Source organism: Rhodococcus sp. ARC_M12 (assembly GCF_022810385.1).
Classification (GTDB): Bacteria; Actinomycetota; Actinomycetes; order Mycobacteriales; family Mycobacteriaceae; genus Rhodococcoides; species Rhodococcoides navarretei.
The window spans coordinates 39,002-59,845 of the sequence record NZ_JALGQI010000021.1; the positions used below are offsets into that span (position 1 = coordinate 39,002).

Here is a 20,844-nt window from a genome sequence, read left to right on the forward strand (position 1 = left end):
TGCGGTGCCATCGCATCGAGGTGATCACCGAAAGGCACACGCATAAAAATACGTTCGGTGATCACGAGAGCACCTGCGACGCTGCGAGGACGCCGATGAGGACCGCGCAGCAGATGAGCGAGACAGTGAGTCGGCCTCGACGAGTGTGCGCGTCCACTCGAAACAGAAACAGGCCTTGCCGGACCAATGTGTATGCGGCAATACTCCCCAGGAAGACCAGCCCTCCGACGGGAAGGTCGACCTGAAGTACCGCGGCGAGCGCAACTCCCGCGATCAACAGGGCTGCAGCGGCCTCGTAGAGCTGAACCGGAATCCTCCTCGTCGCCAGGGTGCGATCGGACGAAAACAGGCCCCACCGAGATCGAGTCGGACGCCCCGAACAGCAGCCCGCCAAGAAGCATCCCGGACGACCGATCGCCATGCCGAGAAACAATCCCGGGGTGGTTGCATCCAGGACTGCGCCGACGTCCATACCCCCGAGTGCTCCGCCGATGACCAAGGTGCCGAGCGAAACGAGGAGGAAGCCTTGTATGCACGCTCCTGCGCGGATGAAAGTAGATATCGGTCGACGGTGCAAGATCAAGTACCAAACCTTGGCACCGATATATCCCAAAACGCAACTCAGAGCTGAAATTGCAACAGCAGCAGCAACATTGGCATCCATGCGTGAGAGCAGGAATCCCTGAACAATCAATGCAACCACCGCTCCCGCGGCTACCAACGCCGGCCAACTCCACACCCGCACAGCGGGACCGTATGTCAGTAGCGCAGTGCGCGCGGTGAGCACAGAGTTCTGCTGCCGTTCGCTACTGTCTGCGCCCCCGTCGATGCGTCGCGCACTCACCTCCCACTCCCCGCTGGCAATGCCCTGAATACGGGTGGTCGCGGCGAACCGGCCTCCAGCGGCAGGACGTGATTTCACGACCAGAGTCCGATCGAAACCGACCTTCTCGGTCGATGCATGGCCCTCGACTTCCACCCGCGATCCAGTGAAGCGAATCGCCACGTCGTGGCTGGGCTCGGCATCGGCCCCGCCGACACCCCAGTACGTCACCGCAAGCCCCAGCGGCTCGACCTGGGAAATCTCATCGGTACAACTGGTGGCTGGTGAGCGCTTGGGTGCGTAACTCTGCGGTGCGGGCGCAACAGCTTCAGGCGTGCGGGCACGTGGGCGCTCCGGCGGCGCTGCAGTATCGATCGTCGGTTCTGCGGCCTGGGCCGACGCTCGCGGTGGGGTAGTGGAGGCCGGCGCGAAAGCCCGGGCGACAGTGGGATGGAGTGCACCGCTGCCGGGCGAGTGGCCCCTGCTTCGAAGATAATCGGCGGCGGCGACGCTGACCGCAGAATGTGGGGCCACCGCTGAGAGGGGATGCCTTGGCTGGGGCTCAGTACGTATGGCACCGGGGTGGGGAGCCGGTGGGCCGCCCCCGGATCGTGTCGCCGTGGTTCGTCGTTTGTGCGCTTTCGATCGCGACTTGCTGGATTTCTTTCCCACAGGTTGCCTCCATCATCGCCTGTCCGGGCGACGGCGTCTCGACAGCAGTCAACTACTATGCTCGATAGTAGCTGAACTACTAAGCGTTATAGTAGGAGCTGCGGGATGACCACACTCCGCAGGTCAGCAGGTGGCTGGTGCGAGAGTGAGGAGCAGCAATGATGAATATGGGCACCATGAGTGGCGGATGGACGATGATGGCAGGAATGGCCGCGTTCTGGCTGGTCGTGATCGCTCTGTTGATCTGGGGTGCGGTTCGGCTGATGTCCGCTCGCCCGCAATCGGGGGAGGACGCGCAGGAAATCCTCGATCGTAGATTCGCGGCCGGGGAGATAGATCGAGATTTCTATCGCGCAGCGGTCGCAGAATTGGCGACCGCTGCGCTGCGCAAGCGTGCCGACACTCGGTAAAGAGCAACTGCGGTGTGACGGGCAGGCATTTTCACCGCATGTGACCGAGTTTGCGGACTGGATATGTCGGTGCGCGCCGGCTGGCCGGTAGGGCAGGGCTCGCCCGGGGCCGGTGAGCGGCAACTGTCGGCGCGTTCGAAGGCGCACCGAAACGATCAGATCGAAAGTGGAACCGAACGTGAGTGATACACCCATCTACGACTTACTCAACGCTACATCGGCGTCGCCGCAGCCCCATGGTGAACGAGACAGTATCGCTCCACCGTCCGATCTGCGGCGTCAGCGATCGACCGAACGAGCAGTTCCGCGATCTTCGAGAGTCGACACGCGGGCTCGCCATGCGCGCCGTGACATGGCGTAATTCGCCCTGCCCTGCCTCCAGTCGGTGAGAAGACTCGTAACGGAAATCGCAGCGAACGCCGATGATCCACGCGCGTGTGCAGGTACGCCCGTCGCTGTAAGGCTCAGCTGTGCCGCGGATGCATGCGCCCCTTGACCGAATCGGTATCGACATCCATGCCCGTCCGTGAGCATGACAGCGACCGCGGGTGCACCTGGTGGCCAGCCGACTGGCGCTCACGCGTTGACAACACCCTGACGGTTCTTCCCAATGAGATCAGGAAGGGGTATGGTTCGACTTGATCGACATATACCCCTATGGGGTATATGTTGTCCGAGATGTCGAAAGCTACGCATGATCATCACGCACTGTCAGTTACGCCGGTATCGATGTACGGCCACTGTGAGTCGTCGGTCCGCAACGACGTCAACGCCGTGATCGGAATGGACACTGTCGCGTTATCGGCGGCGGCAGGGACATTCACGGTCACCAGTGCAGCCGCGCTCGTCCAGGCGCAGATCATTGTCGCCCTCGACGCCGAATACACAGCCGAACCAGAACCCACGAGTTCATGGGATGAATGGATATCGAACTCGATGGATGAGAGGACTGCACGATGAACGATCACACACACTCCGACGTCGACTCCGCGCGGACGGATCCGCCGAACAGACTGCAGCACAGCGGGCATGAAGAAGGACCCGAAATGCACACGGACGGGGCAGAGAAGGCGACTCCGCAGTCGGACCACGACACCGGCGGGCACAACGCAGAGCACGGCGGGCACACCGGTCACGGTGATCACGTCGGTATGTTTCGTCGCCTGTTCTGGGTCATGCTGGTCCTTGCCGTTCCGGTGATCGTTGCCTCGAACATGTTCGCGATGCTCCTCGGCTACTCATTGCCCGACGCAGCGTGGATTGCCTGGGTCTCTCCGGTGTTCGGAACGGTGATGTACGCCTGGGGCGGGTCTCCGTTCCTCTCCGGAGCAGTCAGCGAAATCCGTTCCCGTGCACCGGGAATGATGCTGCTCATCGCCCTCGCGATCACCGTCGCATTCATTGCGTCGATGGGAGCGAGCCTCGGCCTGCTCGATCATCAGCTCGACTTCTGGTGGGAACTGGCCCTGCTGATCGTGATCATGCTGCTCGGGCACTGGATCGAGATGAGATCACTCGCCCAGACCACCTCCGCTCTGGACTCGTTGGCGGCGTTGCTCCCGGATGTCGCCGAACGCGTCGAGGGCGACGATGTGGTGCCGGTGCCCCCGTCCGAGCTGCAGCTCGGTGATGTCGTTGTCGTCCGCCCCGGCGGCCGCGTACCGGCGGACGGCACCATCGTCTCCGGATCGGCGAGCATGGACGAATCGATGATCACCGGGGAATCACGCACCGTCCGCCGCAGCGACGGCGATCAAGTCGTCGCCGGCACTGTCGCCACCGACTCAGGTCTGCGCGTCCAGGTCACTGCAGTAGGGGAGGACACCGCCCTCGCCGGCATCGGCCGCTTGGTCGCCGACGCCCAGAACTCGACCTCGCGCGCTCAGCGCATCGCGGACACCGCCGCTGGCTGGCTGTTCTGGTTCGCTCTCGGTGCCGCGATCATCACCGCTGCGGTGTGGACTCTGGTCGGGATGCCCGACGACGCCGTCATCCGCACCATCACCGTGTTGGTCATCGCCTGCCCGCACGCACTCGGACTCGCGATCCCGCTGGTGGTCTCCATCGCCACCGAACGTGCCGCCCGCGGCGGGGTTCTGGTCAAGGACCGGCTCGCACTCGAAACCATGCGCACGGTGGACACCGTGCTGTTCGACAAGACCGGGACCCTCACCAAGGGTGAACCCACCGTCACCGCAGTCGAGGTGACCGGCGGGCGCACCGCCGACAACGTTCTCGCGCTGGCCGCTGCCGCAGAAGCAGATTCCGAACATCCACTCGCCCGTGCCATCGTCGAGGCCGCACGCGCGCGGAACCTGACGGTCCCGGCTGCAGCCGGCTTTCAGTCGTCCCCCGCCGTCGGGGTCGCAGCCGACGTCGACGGCGTCCGGATCCAGGTCGGCGGGCCGGCACTGCTCGAGCAGGAACACGGATCCGAACTCGCTGTCGCCGACCGGTGGCGCGGGGACGGGGCGATCATCCTGCACGTCCTCGCCGACGGGGCCGTGATCGGTGCCCTCGCGCTCGCCGATGAGATCCGGTCCGAGTCACGCACTGCGGTAGACGCGCTGCACGCGCGAGGAATCGCGGTCGTGATGATCACCGGTGATGCCGACGCCGTCGCGAAGTCCGTCGCCACCGAGCTCGGTGTGGACCGCTACTTCGCCGGGGTGAAACCGGAAGACAAGTCGCACAACGTCGCTGAACTCCAGAGCGAAGGCCGTACGGTGGCGATGGTCGGCGACGGAGTCAACGACGCCCCGGCTCTGGCGCAGGCCGATGTCGGTATCGCGATCGGGGCCGGCACCGACGTCGCAATCGCATCGGCCGGAGTGATCCTCGCCAGCGACGACCCGAGGTCGGTGTTGTCGGTGATCGAACTCTCGCGCGCCTCGTACCGAAAGATGAAGCAAAACCTCTGGTGGGCAGCGGGATACAACCTCATCTCGGTTCCGCTCGCGGCAGGAGTGCTCGCGCCGGTCGGGTTCGTGCTGCCGATGTCGATCGGCGCGATCCTGATGTCGCTGTCGACGATCATCGTCGCTGCGAACGCACAATTACTGCGTCGACTCGACCTCACACCCGACACCATCACCGGAGCGGTGAACGAGGGGAGTTCCAACCCTCCGTCGCAGCGCACACCGTCACTGTGAGAGCTGATCTCGTACCGGGAACGCAGCCCTGACAATTGTGGAACGTTGATGGCCGCACCTTCTCCGCCGGAGAGGATGCGGCCATCGTTGTCTATAGCGGGCCGGGTCAGCCGAGCAGCCGCTGCATGGTGTCGATTTCCTGCTGCTGGGTGGCGACGATGGTGCGGGCCATCTCCAGGGCGTCAGGATTGGAACCGTCTGCGATTTCGGTGTTGGCCATCTCGATGGCGCCGGTGTGGTGGGCGATCATCATCGTCAACCACTGGCGGTCGAATTCCGGTCCCGACGCTGCCATCAACGCGTCCATGTCCTGAGCGGTCATCATGCCGCTGCCGGAGCTGTGGTCCATCCCGCCCATGTCACCCATGTCACCCATGTCACCCCTGTCCATGTCGGGCATGGGCTGGCCCCACTCGGTGAGCCAGGTGGTCATCTGGTCCATCTCGGGCTGTTGCGCGGCGGCGATCGCCGATGCCAGCGACAGCACCTCCGGGTTGTCGGTGCGGCCGTTCGCCATGTCGGCCATCTCGACTGCTTGGGCGTGATGCGGGTACATCATCTGCGCGAACATCACGTCGGCATCGTTGAACTCTGCGGACGCGCTTGCTTGGGCCGAGGACATCGGTGCCGAGGACATCGATCCCATCGCATGGCCGTCCATCGACGAATCGGCCGCGTTGTCGCTACAGCCGACGACGAGGAACGCGCTCGCGGCGGCAGCAGCGATCGAGGCAATGACTTTGGTACGCATGAGGAAACTCCTTGCAAGAGTGGGTAGTGCAGAGAATTGGATGTCGTTCGATCCGCCGACAGACACGCGTCTGCCGGGCTCCCTGTCACACTCGCAAGGTCACCGATCTGTCCAACTCCCATAACGTCCACGGCGGCGCACGCTCAAGCGTGGAGTCGGCCCGTCCAATGATCCGGTTCACCGATGTCGGCGCCAGGTCGAGGGCTGCGCTCATCGCCGGGACCGTCAGCGCGGGCCACGACACCGTCGTGCCGACGCAGGGATGCATCATCTGGTGCCCCGACGGGCAGTCATGTTCCCCGGTCATCACCGGAACCGTGGCGTCCGTGTGGGACGGTGCTGCGAACGAGGCATGGCCGCCGCTCATCGATGTGGACATCGAGCCGGTCACGGGCATCGACATCGGTGTCACCGAATGCATCAACAGGACACCGAACACCGTCAGTGCAATCAGTAAAGCTGCCGTCGGAGCTGTGCCCCGTCGACCGTGCCGATTCACTGAGTGCATGCGGCCGATGATACCAACATATACCCCCTGGGGGTACGCCTGTCTCGTCGCGTTCGGTCGTCGAAGCATTTCGTCATGTCTTCGAGGTGTCGAGTCCGAGATCTGTTGCGCGGTTGTAGTCGTCGTCGATGAGCACCACGCTGCGATGTTCCCGGTCGAGTAGTGAGGCCGCGATCGAGGCGCGATAGCCGGAGGCGCAGTGCACCCACACTTTGCCGTCGGGAACTTCTGCGAGTCGGTGCGGCAGTTCGTGGAGGGGAATGTTGATCGCACCGGGGATGTGGCCGTCCGCGTATTCGGACTGTTGACGGGTGTCGAGCACTGCAATGTCCGAGTCCTCTGCGGCGAGTCCGGCGAAGTCGGACACTTCGTAGGACCGTACGCGCCCGTCGCTGGCGAGCGAATGAATCTCTCCGACAGCGGAGCCGGAGGGGTGGTCGATGCCGATACGTGCCAACTCCCTTGTGGCCTCGTCGATTTGATCGGATGTGTCGCCGATCAAGGTCAGCGGCGCACCCCACTGGTAGAGCCAGCCGAGGTAGGTGACGAATGTCGTCGACAGCTCGAAGCCGAGGGAACCGTCGAGATGTCCGGCAGCGAAGGCGGTGCGTGCGCGGAGGTCGACGACCCATTGTCCGTCGTCGATGCGGCGGCGTAGTTCGTCGGGGTCGACGGGTTCTGGGGTGGACAGGTCGATCGGTGCGGGGCCTTCGGTGTTGATGACGCCCATGTGGGCGTAGTACGCGGGGTAGGCCGACAGTCCTGCGATCAACTCGTCGACGTAGGTTTGTTCGTCCTGGGTCAGCGCGGGATTGGACTGTTGCTGTTCACCGATGGTCGACGAGTCGCCGCTGGTGGGGGTCGCGGAGCAGAAGCTACCGAATCCGTGGGTGGGGTAGACCTCGACGTCGGCGGGGAGTTCGGCGGCGATTCGACGGACCGAGTGGAACTGGGCATGGGTGAGCTCGTCGGTGTGTTCGGAGCCGAGTAGGTCGGTGCGGCCGGTGGATCCGTAGAGCATCGAGCCGCCGGTGAAGATCGCGATCGGTTCGTCTCCGAGTTGCAGTACGTAGCTGACGTGATGATGTGTATGGCCCGGGGTGTGCATGACCTGAAACGTCGCCGATCCCGCGTCGACGACATCGCCGTCCCCCACTGCCCGTCGCTCGAATTCGACCGGGTCACCCTCGGGCACAACGTATTCGGCTCCGGTGGCGCGTGCGAGTTCGAGTCCGCCGGTGACGTAGTCGTTGTGGATGTGGGTTTCGAGTACGTGGGTGATGGTGGCGTTCTTCTCCGTGGCCAGTGCCAGGACGCGGTCGATGTCACGTTGGGGATCGATCACGACGGCGATGCCGTCGTGGCTGATCAGGTAGCTGCGGTCGCCGAGGCTCGACGTTTCGATGATGGCGATGTCTGGATCGGTGGTGCTCACGGGGTACTCCTACGGTGTAATCGGGTCGGCCTCGTTTCTGACGTGAAACGTCCTCGTTCAGGCCAGTGCGAGGAAGAGCTTTTCCAGTTCTGCTTCGGTCATGGGCTCTTTGTTGTCTGCGGTGTCGCCGGTCATGCATTCACGAAGGCCGGTGGCCACGATCTTGAATCCGGCTTTGTCGAGGGCGCGGGAGACGGCGGCGAGTTGAGTGACGACGTCTTTGCAGTCGCGTCCGTTCTCGATCATGCCGATCACACCGGCGAGTTGGCCGTGTGCGCGGCGCAGACGGTTGAGTACCAATGCGATGCTGTCTTCGTCGCCGATCATTGCGGTCTCCTGAGGGTGTGTGATGGTGGTAGTCCTTCCAGATTACCCCCGGGGGCATCGGTTCGGTGTGTGCAGTCGGTCATGAAAGAACGAGGGTGTCGACAAGTACATAGCCCGCGACGGCGAACACCAGGTAGGCGAACCACGTGCGCAGCTTGTCGGTGTCGATGCGTGTGCTCAGTTTTCCGGCGACCAGCGAGCCTGCGATCGCCGCACCGGCGAACGCGGCTGTCAGTGGCCAGTTCCCGCCGAGCCCGTCGGCCTGAGCGATCAGTCCGGCGGCGGAGTTGGCGACGATGACCACCAGCGACGTTCCGACAGCGACACTCATCTCGATTCCCAGCAACAGCACCAGAGCGGGGATGATCAGAAATCCTCCGCCGACGCCGAACAGTCCGGTGAGGACACCGACCCCGAACCCGGTCGGTATGGACCGTGGTGCGCATCGCCGCCAATCGATCCCGGAACTTCCTGTCTTGCAAGCGGTTCCGACATCGTCGGTGCTGCGCAGCATCCGCGCCCCGGCGATGATCATGACGATCGCGAAGCCGATCATCACTGCGGCCTCGGGCAGATGCCTGCCCAGGACGCTGCCGACCAGCGTGCCGACGATACCGGTGGCCGCGAAGATCGCCGCCAGTCGCCATTCGACGAGCTTCGCCCGCACCTTGGGGATGGCCCCGGTCGCCGAGGCGACACCGATCACCAGCAACGATGTCGGTATCGCCTCCGACAGGTCCATTCCCAGGGCGTAGACGAGAACCGGGACGGCGACGATCGACCCACCGCCGCCGAGGAGACCGAGCAGGATGCCGACGGCGACGCCGAGGACCAGGGCCAGCGTCAGGGTCATCAGCTGTGTGCTGTGTCCTGGCCACCGAGTGCGTCGATGGCGGCCTGGAGCTTGGTGGTGGCCTCCGCCGCGACGTCGGAGAGTGCTGGTTCGCCTGTCGCTTGTACCATGATGTCGGGGTTCATGGCTTCGACGATGATCGATCCGGGTGCGCTCGTGTCGGCGCGGACGACGACATTGCACGGCAGCAGCAACCCGATCTGGCGCATGACTCCGACGGCGCGGTGCGCGAGGGTGGGATTGCAGGCACCGAGGATCAGATACTGCTCCATGTCCTCGTCGAGTTTGGCCTTCAACGTGGCCTGCATGTCGATTTCGGTGAGAACACCGAATCCCTGATCTGCGAGGGAGGCTTTGACGGCGTCGACTGCGGTGTCGAAGTCGGTGTCGGTCAGAGTGGTCGAGAGTGCGATGTTCATAAGGGAAGTTCCTTTCGGTCGTCGAACTGCGGTGATCTGGGCCTACCCGATTCGGGGCTGGCGAATACTCGGCACGCCCACCCTGGTGAGAAGCGCGCTGGCCGGGCACCAGCCGACCGCTGCGTAAAGGGCGAGGTTCGCGGCAGCGAACGCGCTGAGCAGTCGCCACTGCGGTGCGTGGAGTTCGCCGAGGGCCAGGCCGGTGGCGGTGACGCCGGCGGCGAGGGCGGGGACGATACGTTCGATCGGCCAGCCCGCGAACGCGGACGAGCGAGTGGTGTTCGGATCGATCATGATTGCTCCGTTCGGGTTGTAAGGGTGGTCAGTGCGAGAAGCTGATCGAGGGCAACACCTTGCGCAGCCAGGCCGGTGACCACCATGCGGCGTGTCCGCTCAAACGCAGCAGGACCGGCAGCAGGATCAGCCTGATCAAGAAGGCGTCGAGCAGTACCGCGACGCCGAGGATGATGCCCATCTCCTTCGGTGGGAGCGGATCGGAGAGTGCGAAGGTGAAGAACACTGCGACCATGACCGCGGCGGCGGCGAAGATGACCCGGCCGGAGTGGGCGAGGCCGTCGACCTGAGCGGCTTTCGGGTCCCCGGTCTTCTCGTAGTGCTCTTTCGCGGTGGCGAGCAGGAACACGGTGTAGTCCATGGCGATGGCGAAGATCATCGCGAAGAAGAACACCGGACCCCAGCCGTCGAGGAAGCCTTGCGGGGTGAATCCGAGCAGTGATGCGCCGTGCCCGTCCTGGAAGATCAGTTTCGCGACCCCGAACGCTGCGGCGGTCGAGAGCAGACTGACGGCGGTGCCGAGGATCGCGATCAGGGGTGCTTGGAGTGCGACGAGCAGCAGGATGAAACCGAGCGCCAGAATGATGCCGATCACCAGCGGTAGGTAGTCGTTCAGTGCTTGCTGTAGATCGAGGTTCTCCGCTGGGGCACCGCCGACCAACGCCGACTCCGGGAGTTCGGCGCGCAGGTCACCGAGGATGGTGCCCATTCTCTCGTCCGAGGGGTCAACGGTGGGAAGTGCTTGTAGCAGTGAGTAGTTTGAGCCGTCCGCGGCAGGCTGGGGCGGGGTGACCATCGAGATTCCGTCGACGGTAGTGGCTGCGGTGGCGGTCGCGGCGGCATCCGCGGACGGGACGACGATCTGCAGTGCGCCGGGTGCGCCGTCACCGAACTGGGCCTGGACGAGCTCGTAGCCCTGGCGAACCGGTGCGTCTTCGGGGACGACGGAGATCGAGGGCATTGCCACTTTCAGTCCGAGGACCGGAAGGGCCAGCGCAATGAGGATGCCGACGGACACCAGAGCGAACGGCCAGGGGTGCTTGTGGAGCAGTTCACCCCAGGCTGCGAATTTCGGGGAGCGGTGCTGCTGACGCTTGGCGTAGGGCAAGGATGCGGCGTTGACCTTGGAGCCGAGTGCACCCAGGGTTGCGGGGAGCAGGGTCATGGTGGCGATCAGCACGAACGTCACTGCGAGCATGATGCCGACGGCCATGGTGCGCACCGCCGGTGCGGGAACGAGCAGGACGGCCGAGAGGCTCACCAGGACGGTCAGTCCGGACAGGACCACGGCTTTGCCTGCGGTGTCCATGGTTTCGGCGACCGCGGCACGCGGATCGGCGTTGCGCAGTGCGTCGCGGAACCTGGCGACGATGAACAGGGCGTAGTCGATTCCGAGGGCGAGGGCGAACATCATCGCGAAGTTCATCGCCCACACCGAGATCGGCGTGACGCCGTTGAGCAGAACAAGTCCGCCTGCGGATGCGACCAGGCCGGCGACGGTGAGTAGCAGCGGCAATCCCGCGGCGACGAGAGAGCCGAACGCGAGCACCATGATCGCCAAAGTGACCGGCCAGGAGAACAATTCGGCCTGGATCATGGCGTCGTGGTTGGCTTTGTTGAAGTCCGACCACAGTGCTGACGACCCGGTGGGGTAGATCTCGATACCGTTGCCGGACAGTGCGGTCAGCTCGCCTTTGACCTCGTCGACGGCTTTGACCATGTCGTCGGTACTCGTGTCTGCGCCGGCGATGAGGATGCCGGTGTGACGGTCGGGGCTGATGGTCATGCCCGGCTGGGGGGCGACGATCTCGCCGAAGCGGGTGTCGCTGTCGAACACAGCCGCGACGTCGGTGAGTGTCTGCTGCATCGCCGGGTCTTCGATCGAGGCGGTGTCGGAGTGAACGACGACCTGCACTGCTGCAGAGGAGTTGCCGCCGAAATGCTGCTGGGCGAGTTCGCGTACCTGGACGGATTCGGATCCGTTGGCCTGCCAGCCGGCCCCGGCCAACGACGAAAACACCGTTGGTGCAGCTGATCCAAGGGCGATTAGGGTGATCAGCCAGATACCGAACACCCAGCGGCGACGCGTGACCATCGCGCTCCCCAGGCGGCCGAGTGCGCCAGGTGCAGGTGGCCGGTCACGGTCGTGTCGGTCGGTAGCCGCCGCGGTAGCGGGCACGGACATAGCATTCTCCTAAATACGGGTGGGGGTATATGACAAGGCCACGAAGGCCCAAAAGCTTCCTCGAAGACTTAAAGGTGAGGTGTCAGCGATGAAACAGGGAGTGAAAAAAGCCGGTGCGCCTAGCTGGATCGGGTGCCTCGCTCGACGAGCAGGTGCACTGCTGCGGCCGTGGGACATTCTTCATGACGCTGTCGATGTGGCGCCCGCAGCCGGCCCAGGTGGTCTTACCGCATGTCGGGCATGCGACGGGGTAGCACATGGCAATCCTTCCTGGCGGGGTGTACCTACTGTTGCACATACCTAGGGGGGTATGCAAGTACCCCTAGGGGTATAAATCATCGATGCGAGGGTGATGAATGGGAAGGTTCACCGCCGCGGGCGAAAGGGGAACGTTCGCATTTCGTGTAGGAAGACCGCGACTGCTCGAGACGGACTACAGGTCTACCTTTAACAGTGGCTGTATGACACCCACTTCTGAACAAGTGCAGCTGACTTCTGAAACTGACAATTCGATCGACGCTCGGACCAGCCTGTCGGTGTCCTGGTAGATAGTGTTGGAAGTAATCCCAGTTTGATCGCAGATTCCGAGACGAAGGGCTCCAGGTGGACGAAAACCTCATCGGGTACGCCCGGTGCTCCACGCGAGGACAGGATCTACGAGCGCAGCGCACAGCCCTTCGCAAGATGGGCGTCGACACCGGCAACATCTACACCGACCGCGGATACACCGGTCGCAACCGGGAACGTCCCGGCCTCACCGAAGCCCTCGCGGCAGTGGGGGAGGGGGACACCTTGGTGGTCACCAAACTGGACAGACTCGGTCGATCGGTCACGGACCTGAACGCCATCGTCACTGAGCTCGACGCAAAAGGTGCACGGTTGATCTACGGTGGCCAGGTCTACAGCCCTGGTGATCCGTCGAGCAAGATGTTCTTCACCGTCCTCGGTGCGATGGCCGAGTTCGAGGCCGACCTGACCCGCGCACGCACCCGTGAGGGCGTCGCGATCGCCAAAGAGCAGGGCCGGATGACCGGACGCAAGCCCAAACTCACTGCACTGCAACACGAACGCATCCTCAAGGACTACGAATCCGGCGAGTTCGGTGCCGTGAAACTCATGGAGCTGTACGGCCTGAGCCGATCAGCTGTCTACGCCGCCCTCATTCGGGCCCGCGAGCAACGCGACGGAGCACCCACACCCCGCGCTACAACTGCCAGGAGCTGACACACAATGAGCACCGACGCCAATCTCCACACCATCGACACGATCGGTGGCGCTCAGTTCGGCCTCGCCGCCGAGGCGACTTCATGACCGCCGAACGGGTGGTCGCACGATGCGCCTGGTGCGACCAGTGGCACTCCGAGACTCCAGCGAATTTGGTGCCGGCCGATCCGGTCTATCACGACGAGTGCCGCCCAGCCGGCGTGCACGGCTGGACCGCCGCCGATGCTAAGGCTGCTGGCACTGCTCGGCCCAGTCGATAGACCCTGTACACCGAAGTGGTTGTAATGCAATGACTTCGGCCGCGACGTCCATTTCCCGATCGCGCAACAAGAAGCGCAGAGATCTGCGGATCTCCTCGCGCACGTGTGGCCACACCGAATACATCATCCGACCGCGAAGGCCCCGGCAGTGCTCCAACACCGCCGGGGCCGGTCGATCACAGAACGGACCTGCGATCAATGAACAACGCTAATACCCACCCTGATCAGAACACCACCGAGGACACCCGCGAGATTCACCCTGCTGTCATCACCTGGGCGCTCGTCATCGGATTGATCGTCGCCTTTGCGGTTACCGCGTCCAGTTTCAAGTTGAGCTTCACTACCCTTCTCGACTTGGGGTCCATGGCCGGGCTACGCGATTCCGCGTGGGTCATACCGGTAGTGCTCGACGGACCGATCCTGGCGGCCAGCATCTTCCGTATCGCGCTGTCCCAGCACACAGACCGCGCCACCGTTCGCGGCCGCCGATTCATCATCGCCGTCTTTGCCCTCGCTGGAGTGGCCAGCATGGCAGGAAACGCCTACCACGCCGTCCTCACCGTCACCGACCTAAATGCGGCCGTCGCTGCCATGATGGGTGCCCTCGCTCCGCTGATGGTGATGACCATGGGCGAGATGATGTCCGTCGCCATCAGTGCTCCCCGTCGACGCATCATCACCGCGGCACCGGTTGCAGGCGATAATGCTTCGATCGGGCCGGCCTCCATCGCCGCCACACAGGACCCGGCCGTCGAGCGCCCTGCATCGCGGCCTTTCGAGGCTATGGGAGTGGAGGAAGACTTGGACAACGGCCTGCTCAAGCCTGCCGTGTGGACCAGTGTCCATCTCTACCTCGCGAACCCCGACTGGTCATTCAGTGATATCGCACGCCACCTCGAGCTCCACACCTCGACTGTCTCGCGGCACATCAAGACCTGGACTCAGGTACAGCAGAACATCGCCGCCGAACGCAGCACCGCAGCCCCCACCGTCGCAGCTGACCAGGCGCACAGCGCCACCACCGATGTCGATGGCGACCATAGCGCCGACGAAGCCATCGAAGCGGGTTCGGGGTACGACGCGGACGATTACGACTCGATAGCTGCCGGTCGTGACTACGCGGGCGCGACGCGGTGACCGAAGAGCGCTCCGCCAGAACAATTGCCGACGTACTGAACTGAGCGGCAACAGAATTCACGCCTGACTCGGTGATCGCGATACCTGCCCACTTGCGGGCGGCGTCTGTAAGTGTCCCGTTGGATTGTGTGACCCGTTGTGGGAGTGAGAGATCGTCGTGTCGTGCGTTTGCGTCGATGGGGCCCGACTCGATGCGATGTACCGCCCGTGCGTCCTATAGTGCGGACATGACGCGAGAACTGCCCGACGGGGAATCGTTGTTGATCCGCACAGACTTCTCCGACAACGCCCGGTGGAGTGACACTGTCGAGGCGGCGACGCAGCCGACAGATGAGGGGTTTGTCGCCGGTTTGACCGTGGTCGACGACGCGGAGTTCGACCGACTCACGCTCGGCGAGTTGGCCGTGATCATCGGGTCCCCACCGCCGTACTACGTGTTTCTCGCCGACGCTGCGACGATCACCGATCCGGAACACGCGATCCTTGCCGTGGACACCGCAGACGGTTCGTCGGGCTACCCTAGTTTCCGGGTGCATCCGTCGCAGATGGCGTCGGTGGAGAACAACCTGTCGTTGGCGAACATGGACTTCGAGGACTTCTCGTCGGCGGTCGGTGCGGATGGGGTGTTTCGCGGATTCGAGCCACCGGCTACGACGCGCACTCCATCCACGGCAGCACTGCTCGACGCCATCGAGCAGTCCTCGCTGTCGCCGGAGGCGATCGAGGTGTACCGCGCCTCGCTGGAGCAGTGGCCTCGACCGGATGTGGACGGGAACTACATCCCGGACGTCGCAGTGGGTCAGGCCGAGTTGGTCGGTCAGCAGCAACGCAACGAGTACCGGTACAACTCGTGGGTGATCGGACTGGAGGAGTCGATCGCGGCCCTCGCCGGTGGCGGCGCAGCCATCGGATTCGCCATCGTCGCCGCGAGTATTCGCGATCGCGTCGGTGGTTACTGCAGTGCGTGGGTAGACCCTGTCACCCTGGCACCGGTCGCGATTCTGGCGACGGGGCATCCGCCGCAGCGGACGCGCACCTGAGCGAGGCGGCCGCTCTCAAAGTGCTTTCGGCGACAACACCGCTCCGGTAACGCCGGTCCTGGTGACTGCTGCGCGCTATCACCGAACACTATTCGGGGCGAGCACCGTAGGAGCACTGCCACTCGCATCACGGTATGCCGGGGTCGACCCGCATCACCACTATCGAAGAACGGGAAGAGACATGGACGCCGAACAGGCGCGGTACGAGGTCACCGAGATCAAGGTGATCCGGGGTGCTGAGTCGAAAATAATCGCAGGTAAGCAGCAGGAAGGTTGGGAGCTGGTCGACCGACAGGATGGCATCCTGCGAACCACCTTGACCTTCCGTCGGCCAAAGCCGAAGCCCCCCTGGCGATTGTGGGCCGCACTGGGAGGGGTCGGGGTCATCCTGGCGGGCATCATCACCGTCGGGGCGCTCACGGAGGATGACGATGCGTCCACGACCGACGCCGCAGCGGCCTCGAGCGCCGAACAATCCTCTCCGCAGCCTGATCCGGAACAGGAAGCGGAACTTTCCCCGGCTGACCCGATGATTTGCGATACAACGGGAATCGAACTGTTTCCCGAACCATGCAAGTTCGGGCAGACCGCGATCTACAGCAGGAAGGTGCGATCGGGCCAGGTCCAGCTGGAGATCACAGTGGGCGCACCGGTCGAGTTCATCATGAGTGAAGACGCGAGGATCCCGTACGACCTTCCGCCGCAGCCTGTGAGCGTCTACTTCCCGGTCACCGTGAAGAACACATCGCCCGACTCAACCATGCCGGATATGGTCTCTACCCAGGCGACAAACGCCGAACAGGGTGCGTACGACGGCATCCGGGAAGTGCGAGACGGCGACGTCGGCTTGCGTTCGGTCACCTCCGCTCTCAGCCTGCCCGTGGGCGAGACGCTGACCGTCAAGGAAGGCTGGAACATGACAACGCTCGATGGTGTGCAGTACAGCCTGTCGATCGACGGTCAGGCCGGATACACCGTCGAGTTCGCGCGGTGATCCTGAAGTAATGATCAGTGTGCAGCGTTGAATGCTTCTTCGATCGCAGCGGGAATGCGGCCCCGATCGTTGATCTCGTAACCGTTGTCTGCGGCCCATTGCCGGACAGCTCTGGTCTGAGCCGGATCACGTGTGGCTCGGCTGTTCGAGGGTGCTGCAGATGGAGCCGTGGAGGTGGGGGTGTGTCGACGCTTACGCCCGCCGACACGGGTTGCGTGCTCGATGTAGTAGCCGATCTTCCGATGAAACTCGCTGGCGTTCTTCGCCTTCAGATCTACGAGGTAGTCGACACCGTTGACGGAGAATTCGATCGTCTCGCCTGATTCGTCGTCGATGACCGAGCCATCGATATCGTCGACCAATTGGGTGAATACTTTTTTTGCCACGGTTCGATGCGGCCTCTCTCGAGTAGAAACACATTGCTGTCGACAACCACCCTAACCAGACCGAACCCGCAGGCAGATGCACCAGATGAGGAATGTGGAATAGGCACTTCCTCCGTGTCGACCACCGCACCGCCACTCAGCCAAATTTTGTCTAGTCAACTTGACTAGAAAGTGTCCAGTCGGATAGACTAAAATCATGGTTACCGAGCAGCCCACGCGGAAAGTGGTCAAGGCCCTCAAGGCGGCCGGGTTCGCCTCGGTCCGCACGGTCGGCTCGCACAGCACGTGGGTGTCGGCCGATGGCGCAGTCAAGGTGACTGTTCCGGATGGGCACCGGACGATCTCGCCCGGCGTCTACCGCAAGATCCTCGCAGCCATGAAGGAGGCGCAGCAGTGAGCAAGACCTACACGGTGTCGGTGACCCGAGACGGCAAGTGGTGGATGATCGCCGTCCCCGAACTCGACGCCCTCACTCAAGCCCGTCGCATCGATGATGTCCCCACCGCGGCGAAAGAACTCATCGCCCTCGAAACCGGAGTCGCCCTCGCCGATGTCGAGATCGAGCAGCACATCGAACTCGAACCCGGGGGAGAGGATCTCGCGGTCCGCATCGCCGAGATCGCGACACAGCGAGCACGTCTGGCCGAGGACGAAGCCCGCGTCAAAGCCAGCACCGAGGCCTTCGCGAAGAAACTCGCCACCGCTCAGGTACCCGTCCGAGACATCGGATCACTTCTCGGCGTGACCTTTCAGCGAGCCAGCCAACTCGTCAACAACTGACCTGCGCATCGAAAGTTCGGTCCCTGGCAACTGCACCGGTTTCACAGTTGAGAACGACTAGAGTCGGTACCATGCCAACTCTGCCAGAAGGCCAATCCCTGCTCATCCGTACGTACTTCGGCAATGACGGTGCCTGGGAACAGGTCGCGCGAGAGGCCCAAGCGTCGCACGTACAAGACAGTGGTTATGAGGCTCAAGCCTTTCTGACGACGGTCGATGACCCGGAGTTTGCCGACATGTCGGTGTCACGCATTGTCGGCCTGGTGGAATCTCCGCCGCCGGACTATCTCTTCGTAGTCGACCAGCGGGCATGTGACGAGCCGGAACATCCAGTGCTCGTTGTGGATACAAGTGCCGATCCGGAAGACGAGGCAGCTACTTTTCGGGTTGTACCGAGCAGGCTCGCGGTAATCGAGAACAACTTGTCCATCGCAAATCTGAGCTTCGACGACCTCCGTTCCGGCTCTGATCCTGACGGGGTCTACCGCGGAACCCGAAAGCAATCCACTGAAAAGAGCCAAGTCCGTCGCGAGGATTTGATCGCCGCAGCTGACAACGCAGAAGACTCGCCGACGGTCCAGCAATTGCGAAAAGACCTGAGGACAAGGTCTGTGCCGGTCTGGCCGGCAAAAGTTGTCGATGATCTCCGGGACAGGTACGACTCGATTACCGGACAGACCTATGACTTGAAGCTGACCGTGGGATACAAAGAAGCGCTCGATGTTCTCGCTGAGGGCGGTTCCGCGCTGGGCATCCACTTCGCTGCCACCAACAGCTACTGGACTATCTACCTGGATCCGAACAATCTGAGCTTGCTGGCCGCCATGAAGGTGATCTATCCGTCGTGATCGCCGCCCGCCCGGGATTCCGTGACCGACCACAAAATCACCAGAGGCGCGCTAGTCCTCAAATTGATGCAGGGACCGGCGCGCCTCAGGGAGCGGGATCAGGAGATGGTGAACTCGCTGATCTGTGTTGTTCCATCGCTGGCGTAGACAGGAACCGTCTTCGGAGCCGATCCGAGGACATCGGTACCGCCGACGTTCTGCTTTTCGAGCGCCGTCGCCTCGTCGGGTGATGCTGCGGCCGTGTCGAGTGCGGACTTCTCGATGAAACCTTGGACCCCGTCGGTACCGATTGCAGCGACCAGATCAGGCAGTTCTGCGTCATTCGCAGCAGTGTCGCCTGCGCCGTACGACTGCCCGGAGGCGTTTGTTCCTGATTCGACGGTGGTTTCGTCCGTGGCACTTGGCGCTGCCGAGCGGGCCGCCGGGGCGGTCCAGTTGACGGGATTACTGGGGAAGGTGAGAGCTTCGCGGTACGCGCTCACTCCGTCCCACACCGCGGTGAAGCCGTGGCTGTTGTACGAGCCGGTGCCGCATGTTGCGGTGGTGCCGATTGTCAGTGATGCGGCACCGGTGAAGCTGTACTTGTAGCCCACGGCTTCACATAGAGCGCCGCTTTTGAACAACCGAGCCCGTACCCCGATGTCACCGGGTGCTACCTGCTGACCGAAGACCGAGTAGATCTTGGACTGCGCCGTTAGGTTCGGTGAGTTGATGATGGTGGAGGTGTTCAGAAACTGAACGCCGGCTCCGTTGCTGCCTGCCGGTCCGACCCATCCGGTGACCGTCTCCGCGTGCGCGGCACCGGGTACAGCGAGCGTCACAGCACCGAGTAGCGCGGTGATCGTCAAGGTCTTGCGAAGTGCGTGAATTTTCATTCTATGGAGCCTTTCGTGAGGGGTTCGGAGCTCAGCTTTGAGCGTTGACGTAGAAGCCGTCACCAGGCATGACCCGGTTTGTGCGGTAGAACTCGGCCATGAAAGTGCCTTGGTCGGTGTTTTCTGCAAGTGGAACCCACCTGACGGTTGATCCGTACCCTCCTTGTTCCGTGGACGCGAACGGGTACTCGTCGCACGAGGGGCTATCCATGTCAGTGGGTTTGTCTCCCAATAGGTTCAACCGCTGCAGAGACGAGGAGGGGCATGCCGCCTCTCGGTTCGCTGCGTTGTTTGCCGATGGACCGCGAACAAGTGGGTTTCCCGAACCGGGAATGCCTGACTCGTATGCTGCCTGACCATCCAGAATGGTTCCTGTGATTGTGGGGAACCGCGCGGCGGTGTACGTGACCGTGGGTATGAACGACGGGTTGACGCAGCCAGTGCCGTAGTTGACCGCCGTGGCGGCGTCGCACCTGATCTTTTGGTTGGTCGTGCGGGTCCGTCTCGGCTCGTCCAAGTCAGGCACGGGGGTATTGCCCTGATAGTCGAAACGCATTGTCGTTACATCGGTGTTGGAAGTTGCGTTGCCCTGGGTGTAGTGCTCCCATTGGTTGAAGGCGGTCGATCCGACTGCCATAGGGAACCTGAAAGGCGTCCACCCCTGGGAAGTATTGCCCGATCCCCTCAGCGCGATGAGCTCGAACTCGAAGATTCCGGGAACCGTCAGTTCGGGGTTGGTCGAGACGACGTTGGCGTACATCGTGATGACGGACTCTTTGGTGGGTGTTTGAACCGGTGAGCGAACATGCAAGATGATGTTCGTGAGCCAGCTGCCGATCGGGGTCAATGGCCCACTGGGAGGGTTGTACTGCACGTACTGAGTCACCGTTGCCTGGTACGTCTTGCAGGACTGGAATCGGGTGTCGCGGCAGTCGAGTGGGGGTGCTTGGCGAGCTCCAGGGCCGGCCTGTGTACTGCGGCTCTGCATCACCTGGTTGTAGATCGCCGCCGCTTCGGCGGGATCGGTCACTTCTCGGGAAGATCGGTCCTCGGTCAGCGGCTCACCGGTCGGAGTGCGCGGAATTTCTTCCGGTGGAACAGCTGGGATCGAGTCCGAACTTTGAGGTATGGGAACGTCGCCAGGTTCGGGACTGCTTGACGATTCAGGTACTCCGGATTCGAGCTGGCTAGCTTCTGGATCTGTAGGTGCTGGATCCACTGGTTGAGCATTGACGGCGACGTTGGGGCCGATTGCGAATGCAATCACAGCTACGCAAACGAATGCACGATGCGACCAGCGCGATCGAGGACGAGGTTGCAGTGTTTCTACACCTGAATTCTTCAACGGATTCCTCGTAATGCGTATGCCGATCGTTGCACGCGCACAGCGCTTTACAGCGCTGGACGACGTGATGCGATCGAGTAGCATGAACGCCCGATGGAGGGCGTGGAGGAGGCCCCGACTGCTACA

General features: G+C 62.9%; 21 protein-coding genes. 9 read left to right on the forward strand and 12 right to left on the reverse strand.

Annotation, left to right across the window (positions count from 1 at the left end; all coding sequences use genetic code 11):
• Nucleotides 1–61: 61 nt before the first annotated feature.
• Nucleotides 62–1,357 (reverse strand): prolipoprotein diacylglyceryl transferase family protein, encoded by a 1,296-nt coding sequence (locus tag MTX35_RS26120; RefSeq protein ID WP_243597150.1) that lies wholly within the window; start codon nucleotides 1,355–1,357, stop codon nucleotides 62–64.
• A 296-nt stretch (nucleotides 1,358–1,653) separates the two neighbouring features.
• On the opposite strand from MTX35_RS26120, the gene MTX35_RS22945 reads away from it, so the two are divergent.
• Nucleotides 1,654–1,905 (forward strand): hypothetical protein, encoded by a 252-nt coding sequence (locus tag MTX35_RS22945; RefSeq protein WP_032401334.1) that lies wholly within the window; start codon nucleotides 1,654–1,656, stop codon nucleotides 1,903–1,905.
• A 956-nt stretch (nucleotides 1,906–2,861) separates the two neighbouring features.
• Nucleotides 2,862–5,057: a heavy metal translocating P-type ATPase gene (locus MTX35_RS22950; RefSeq protein WP_032401336.1), complete on the forward strand. Its 2,196-nt coding sequence runs from the start codon at nucleotides 2,862–2,864 to the stop codon at nucleotides 5,055–5,057.
• Between the two features lie 106 nt (nucleotides 5,058–5,163).
• Here the strand turns inward: MTX35_RS22950 and MTX35_RS22955 are convergent, their stop codons facing one another.
• The 8 genes from MTX35_RS22955 to MTX35_RS22990 all read right to left on the reverse strand — a co-directional run bounded on the left by MTX35_RS22955 (nucleotide 5,164) and on the right by MTX35_RS22990 (nucleotide 11,829).
• Nucleotides 5,164–5,808: a DUF305 domain-containing protein gene (locus MTX35_RS22955; protein ID WP_008720034.1), complete on the reverse strand. Its 645-nt coding sequence runs from the start codon at nucleotides 5,806–5,808 to the stop codon at nucleotides 5,164–5,166.
• A gap of 85 nt (nucleotides 5,809–5,893) precedes the next feature.
• Entirely contained in the window at nucleotides 5,894–6,316 is a 423-nt protein-coding gene (locus MTX35_RS22960) for a DUF6153 family protein (RefSeq protein WP_027494146.1), read from the reverse strand.
• A 73-nt stretch (nucleotides 6,317–6,389) separates the two neighbouring features.
• Nucleotides 6,390–7,751: a rhodanese-like domain-containing protein gene (locus tag MTX35_RS22965; protein ID WP_094686195.1), complete on the reverse strand. Its 1,362-nt coding sequence runs from the start codon at nucleotides 7,749–7,751 to the stop codon at nucleotides 6,390–6,392.
• Nucleotides 7,752–7,808: 57 nt separating this feature from the next.
• Nucleotides 7,809–8,078 carry a metal-sensitive transcriptional regulator gene (locus MTX35_RS22970; RefSeq protein WP_027494148.1) on the reverse strand — a complete coding sequence of 90 codons (270 nt, stop codon included), beginning with the start codon at nucleotides 8,076–8,078 and terminating at the stop codon, nucleotides 7,809–7,811.
• A gap of 79 nt (nucleotides 8,079–8,157) precedes the next feature.
• Entirely contained in the window at nucleotides 8,158–8,931 is a 774-nt protein-coding gene (locus tag MTX35_RS22975; protein WP_179277853.1) for a sulfite exporter TauE/SafE family protein, read from the reverse strand.
• The gene (locus MTX35_RS22980) at nucleotides 8,931–9,350 is read right to left on the reverse strand and encodes a DUF302 domain-containing protein (RefSeq protein ID WP_094686196.1); all 420 of its coding nucleotides are present in this window, start codon (nucleotides 9,348–9,350) and stop codon (nucleotides 8,931–8,933) included. The genes MTX35_RS22975 and MTX35_RS22980 overlap by 1 nt, the downstream gene beginning before the upstream one ends.
• Before the next feature lie 42 nt (nucleotides 9,351–9,392).
• The gene (locus MTX35_RS22985; protein ID WP_027494151.1) at nucleotides 9,393–9,644 is read right to left on the reverse strand and encodes a YgaP-like transmembrane domain; all 252 of its coding nucleotides are present in this window, start codon (nucleotides 9,642–9,644) and stop codon (nucleotides 9,393–9,395) included.
• Nucleotides 9,645–9,672: 28 nt separating this feature from the next.
• Nucleotides 9,673–11,829, reverse strand: a complete 2,157-nt coding sequence (locus tag MTX35_RS22990) for an MMPL family transporter (RefSeq protein ID WP_374230349.1) — start codon at nucleotides 11,827–11,829, stop codon at nucleotides 9,673–9,675.
• A 603-nt stretch (nucleotides 11,830–12,432) separates the two neighbouring features.
• Between MTX35_RS22990 and MTX35_RS22995 the strand changes: the two genes are divergently transcribed.
• From MTX35_RS22995 to MTX35_RS23010, 4 genes are all read left to right on the forward strand, one after another.
• Nucleotides 12,433–13,053 carry a recombinase family protein gene (locus tag MTX35_RS22995; protein ID WP_032390479.1) on the forward strand — a complete coding sequence of 207 codons (621 nt, stop codon included), beginning with the start codon at nucleotides 12,433–12,435 and terminating at the stop codon, nucleotides 13,051–13,053.
• A gap of 458 nt (nucleotides 13,054–13,511) precedes the next feature.
• Nucleotides 13,512–14,450, forward strand: coding sequence for a DUF2637 domain-containing protein (locus MTX35_RS23000; RefSeq protein WP_243597151.1), 939 nt, complete (start codon nucleotides 13,512–13,514; stop codon nucleotides 14,448–14,450).
• Between the two features lie 227 nt (nucleotides 14,451–14,677).
• The gene (locus MTX35_RS23005; RefSeq protein ID WP_243597152.1) at nucleotides 14,678–15,490 is read left to right on the forward strand and encodes a hypothetical protein; all 813 of its coding nucleotides are present in this window, start codon (nucleotides 14,678–14,680) and stop codon (nucleotides 15,488–15,490) included.
• Nucleotides 15,491–15,671: 181 nt separating this feature from the next.
• Nucleotides 15,672–16,484, forward strand: a complete 813-nt coding sequence (locus MTX35_RS23010) for a hypothetical protein (RefSeq protein WP_243597153.1) — start codon at nucleotides 15,672–15,674, stop codon at nucleotides 16,482–16,484.
• A gap of 14 nt (nucleotides 16,485–16,498) precedes the next feature.
• On the opposite strand, the gene MTX35_RS23015 is transcribed toward MTX35_RS23010, so the two are convergent.
• Nucleotides 16,499–16,870 (reverse strand): Lsr2 family protein, encoded by a 372-nt coding sequence (locus MTX35_RS23015; RefSeq protein WP_243597154.1) that lies wholly within the window; start codon nucleotides 16,868–16,870, stop codon nucleotides 16,499–16,501.
• 196 nt (nucleotides 16,871–17,066) lie between these two features.
• On the opposite strand from MTX35_RS23015, the gene MTX35_RS23020 reads away from it, so the two are divergent.
• The 3 genes from MTX35_RS23020 (at nucleotide 17,067) to MTX35_RS23030 (ending at nucleotide 18,498) form a co-directional block, all read left to right on the forward strand.
• On the forward strand, nucleotides 17,067–17,267 hold the full coding sequence (locus MTX35_RS23020) for a type II toxin-antitoxin system HicA family toxin (protein WP_243597155.1): 201 nt from the start codon (nucleotides 17,067–17,069) through the stop codon (nucleotides 17,265–17,267).
• Nucleotides 17,264–17,650: a HicB family toxin-antitoxin system gene (locus tag MTX35_RS23025; protein WP_243597156.1), complete on the forward strand. Its 387-nt coding sequence runs from the start codon at nucleotides 17,264–17,266 to the stop codon at nucleotides 17,648–17,650. Before MTX35_RS23020 ends, MTX35_RS23025 begins: the two co-directional genes overlap by 4 nt.
• 71 nt (nucleotides 17,651–17,721) lie before the next feature.
• A complete protein-coding gene (locus MTX35_RS23030) occupies nucleotides 17,722–18,498 on the forward strand; it encodes a hypothetical protein (protein WP_243597157.1) in 777 nt (258 codons plus the stop codon).
• Nucleotides 18,499–18,596: 98 nt separating this feature from the next.
• Here the strand turns inward: MTX35_RS23030 and MTX35_RS23035 are convergent, their stop codons facing one another.
• The gene (locus MTX35_RS23035; RefSeq protein ID WP_243597158.1) at nucleotides 18,597–19,373 is read right to left on the reverse strand and encodes a hypothetical protein; all 777 of its coding nucleotides are present in this window, start codon (nucleotides 19,371–19,373) and stop codon (nucleotides 18,597–18,599) included.
• A gap of 31 nt (nucleotides 19,374–19,404) precedes the next feature.
• Nucleotides 19,405–20,403, reverse strand: coding sequence for a NucA/NucB deoxyribonuclease domain-containing protein (locus MTX35_RS26125; protein WP_243597159.1), 999 nt, complete (start codon nucleotides 20,401–20,403; stop codon nucleotides 19,405–19,407).
• Nucleotides 20,404–20,844: the final 441 nt, after the last annotated feature.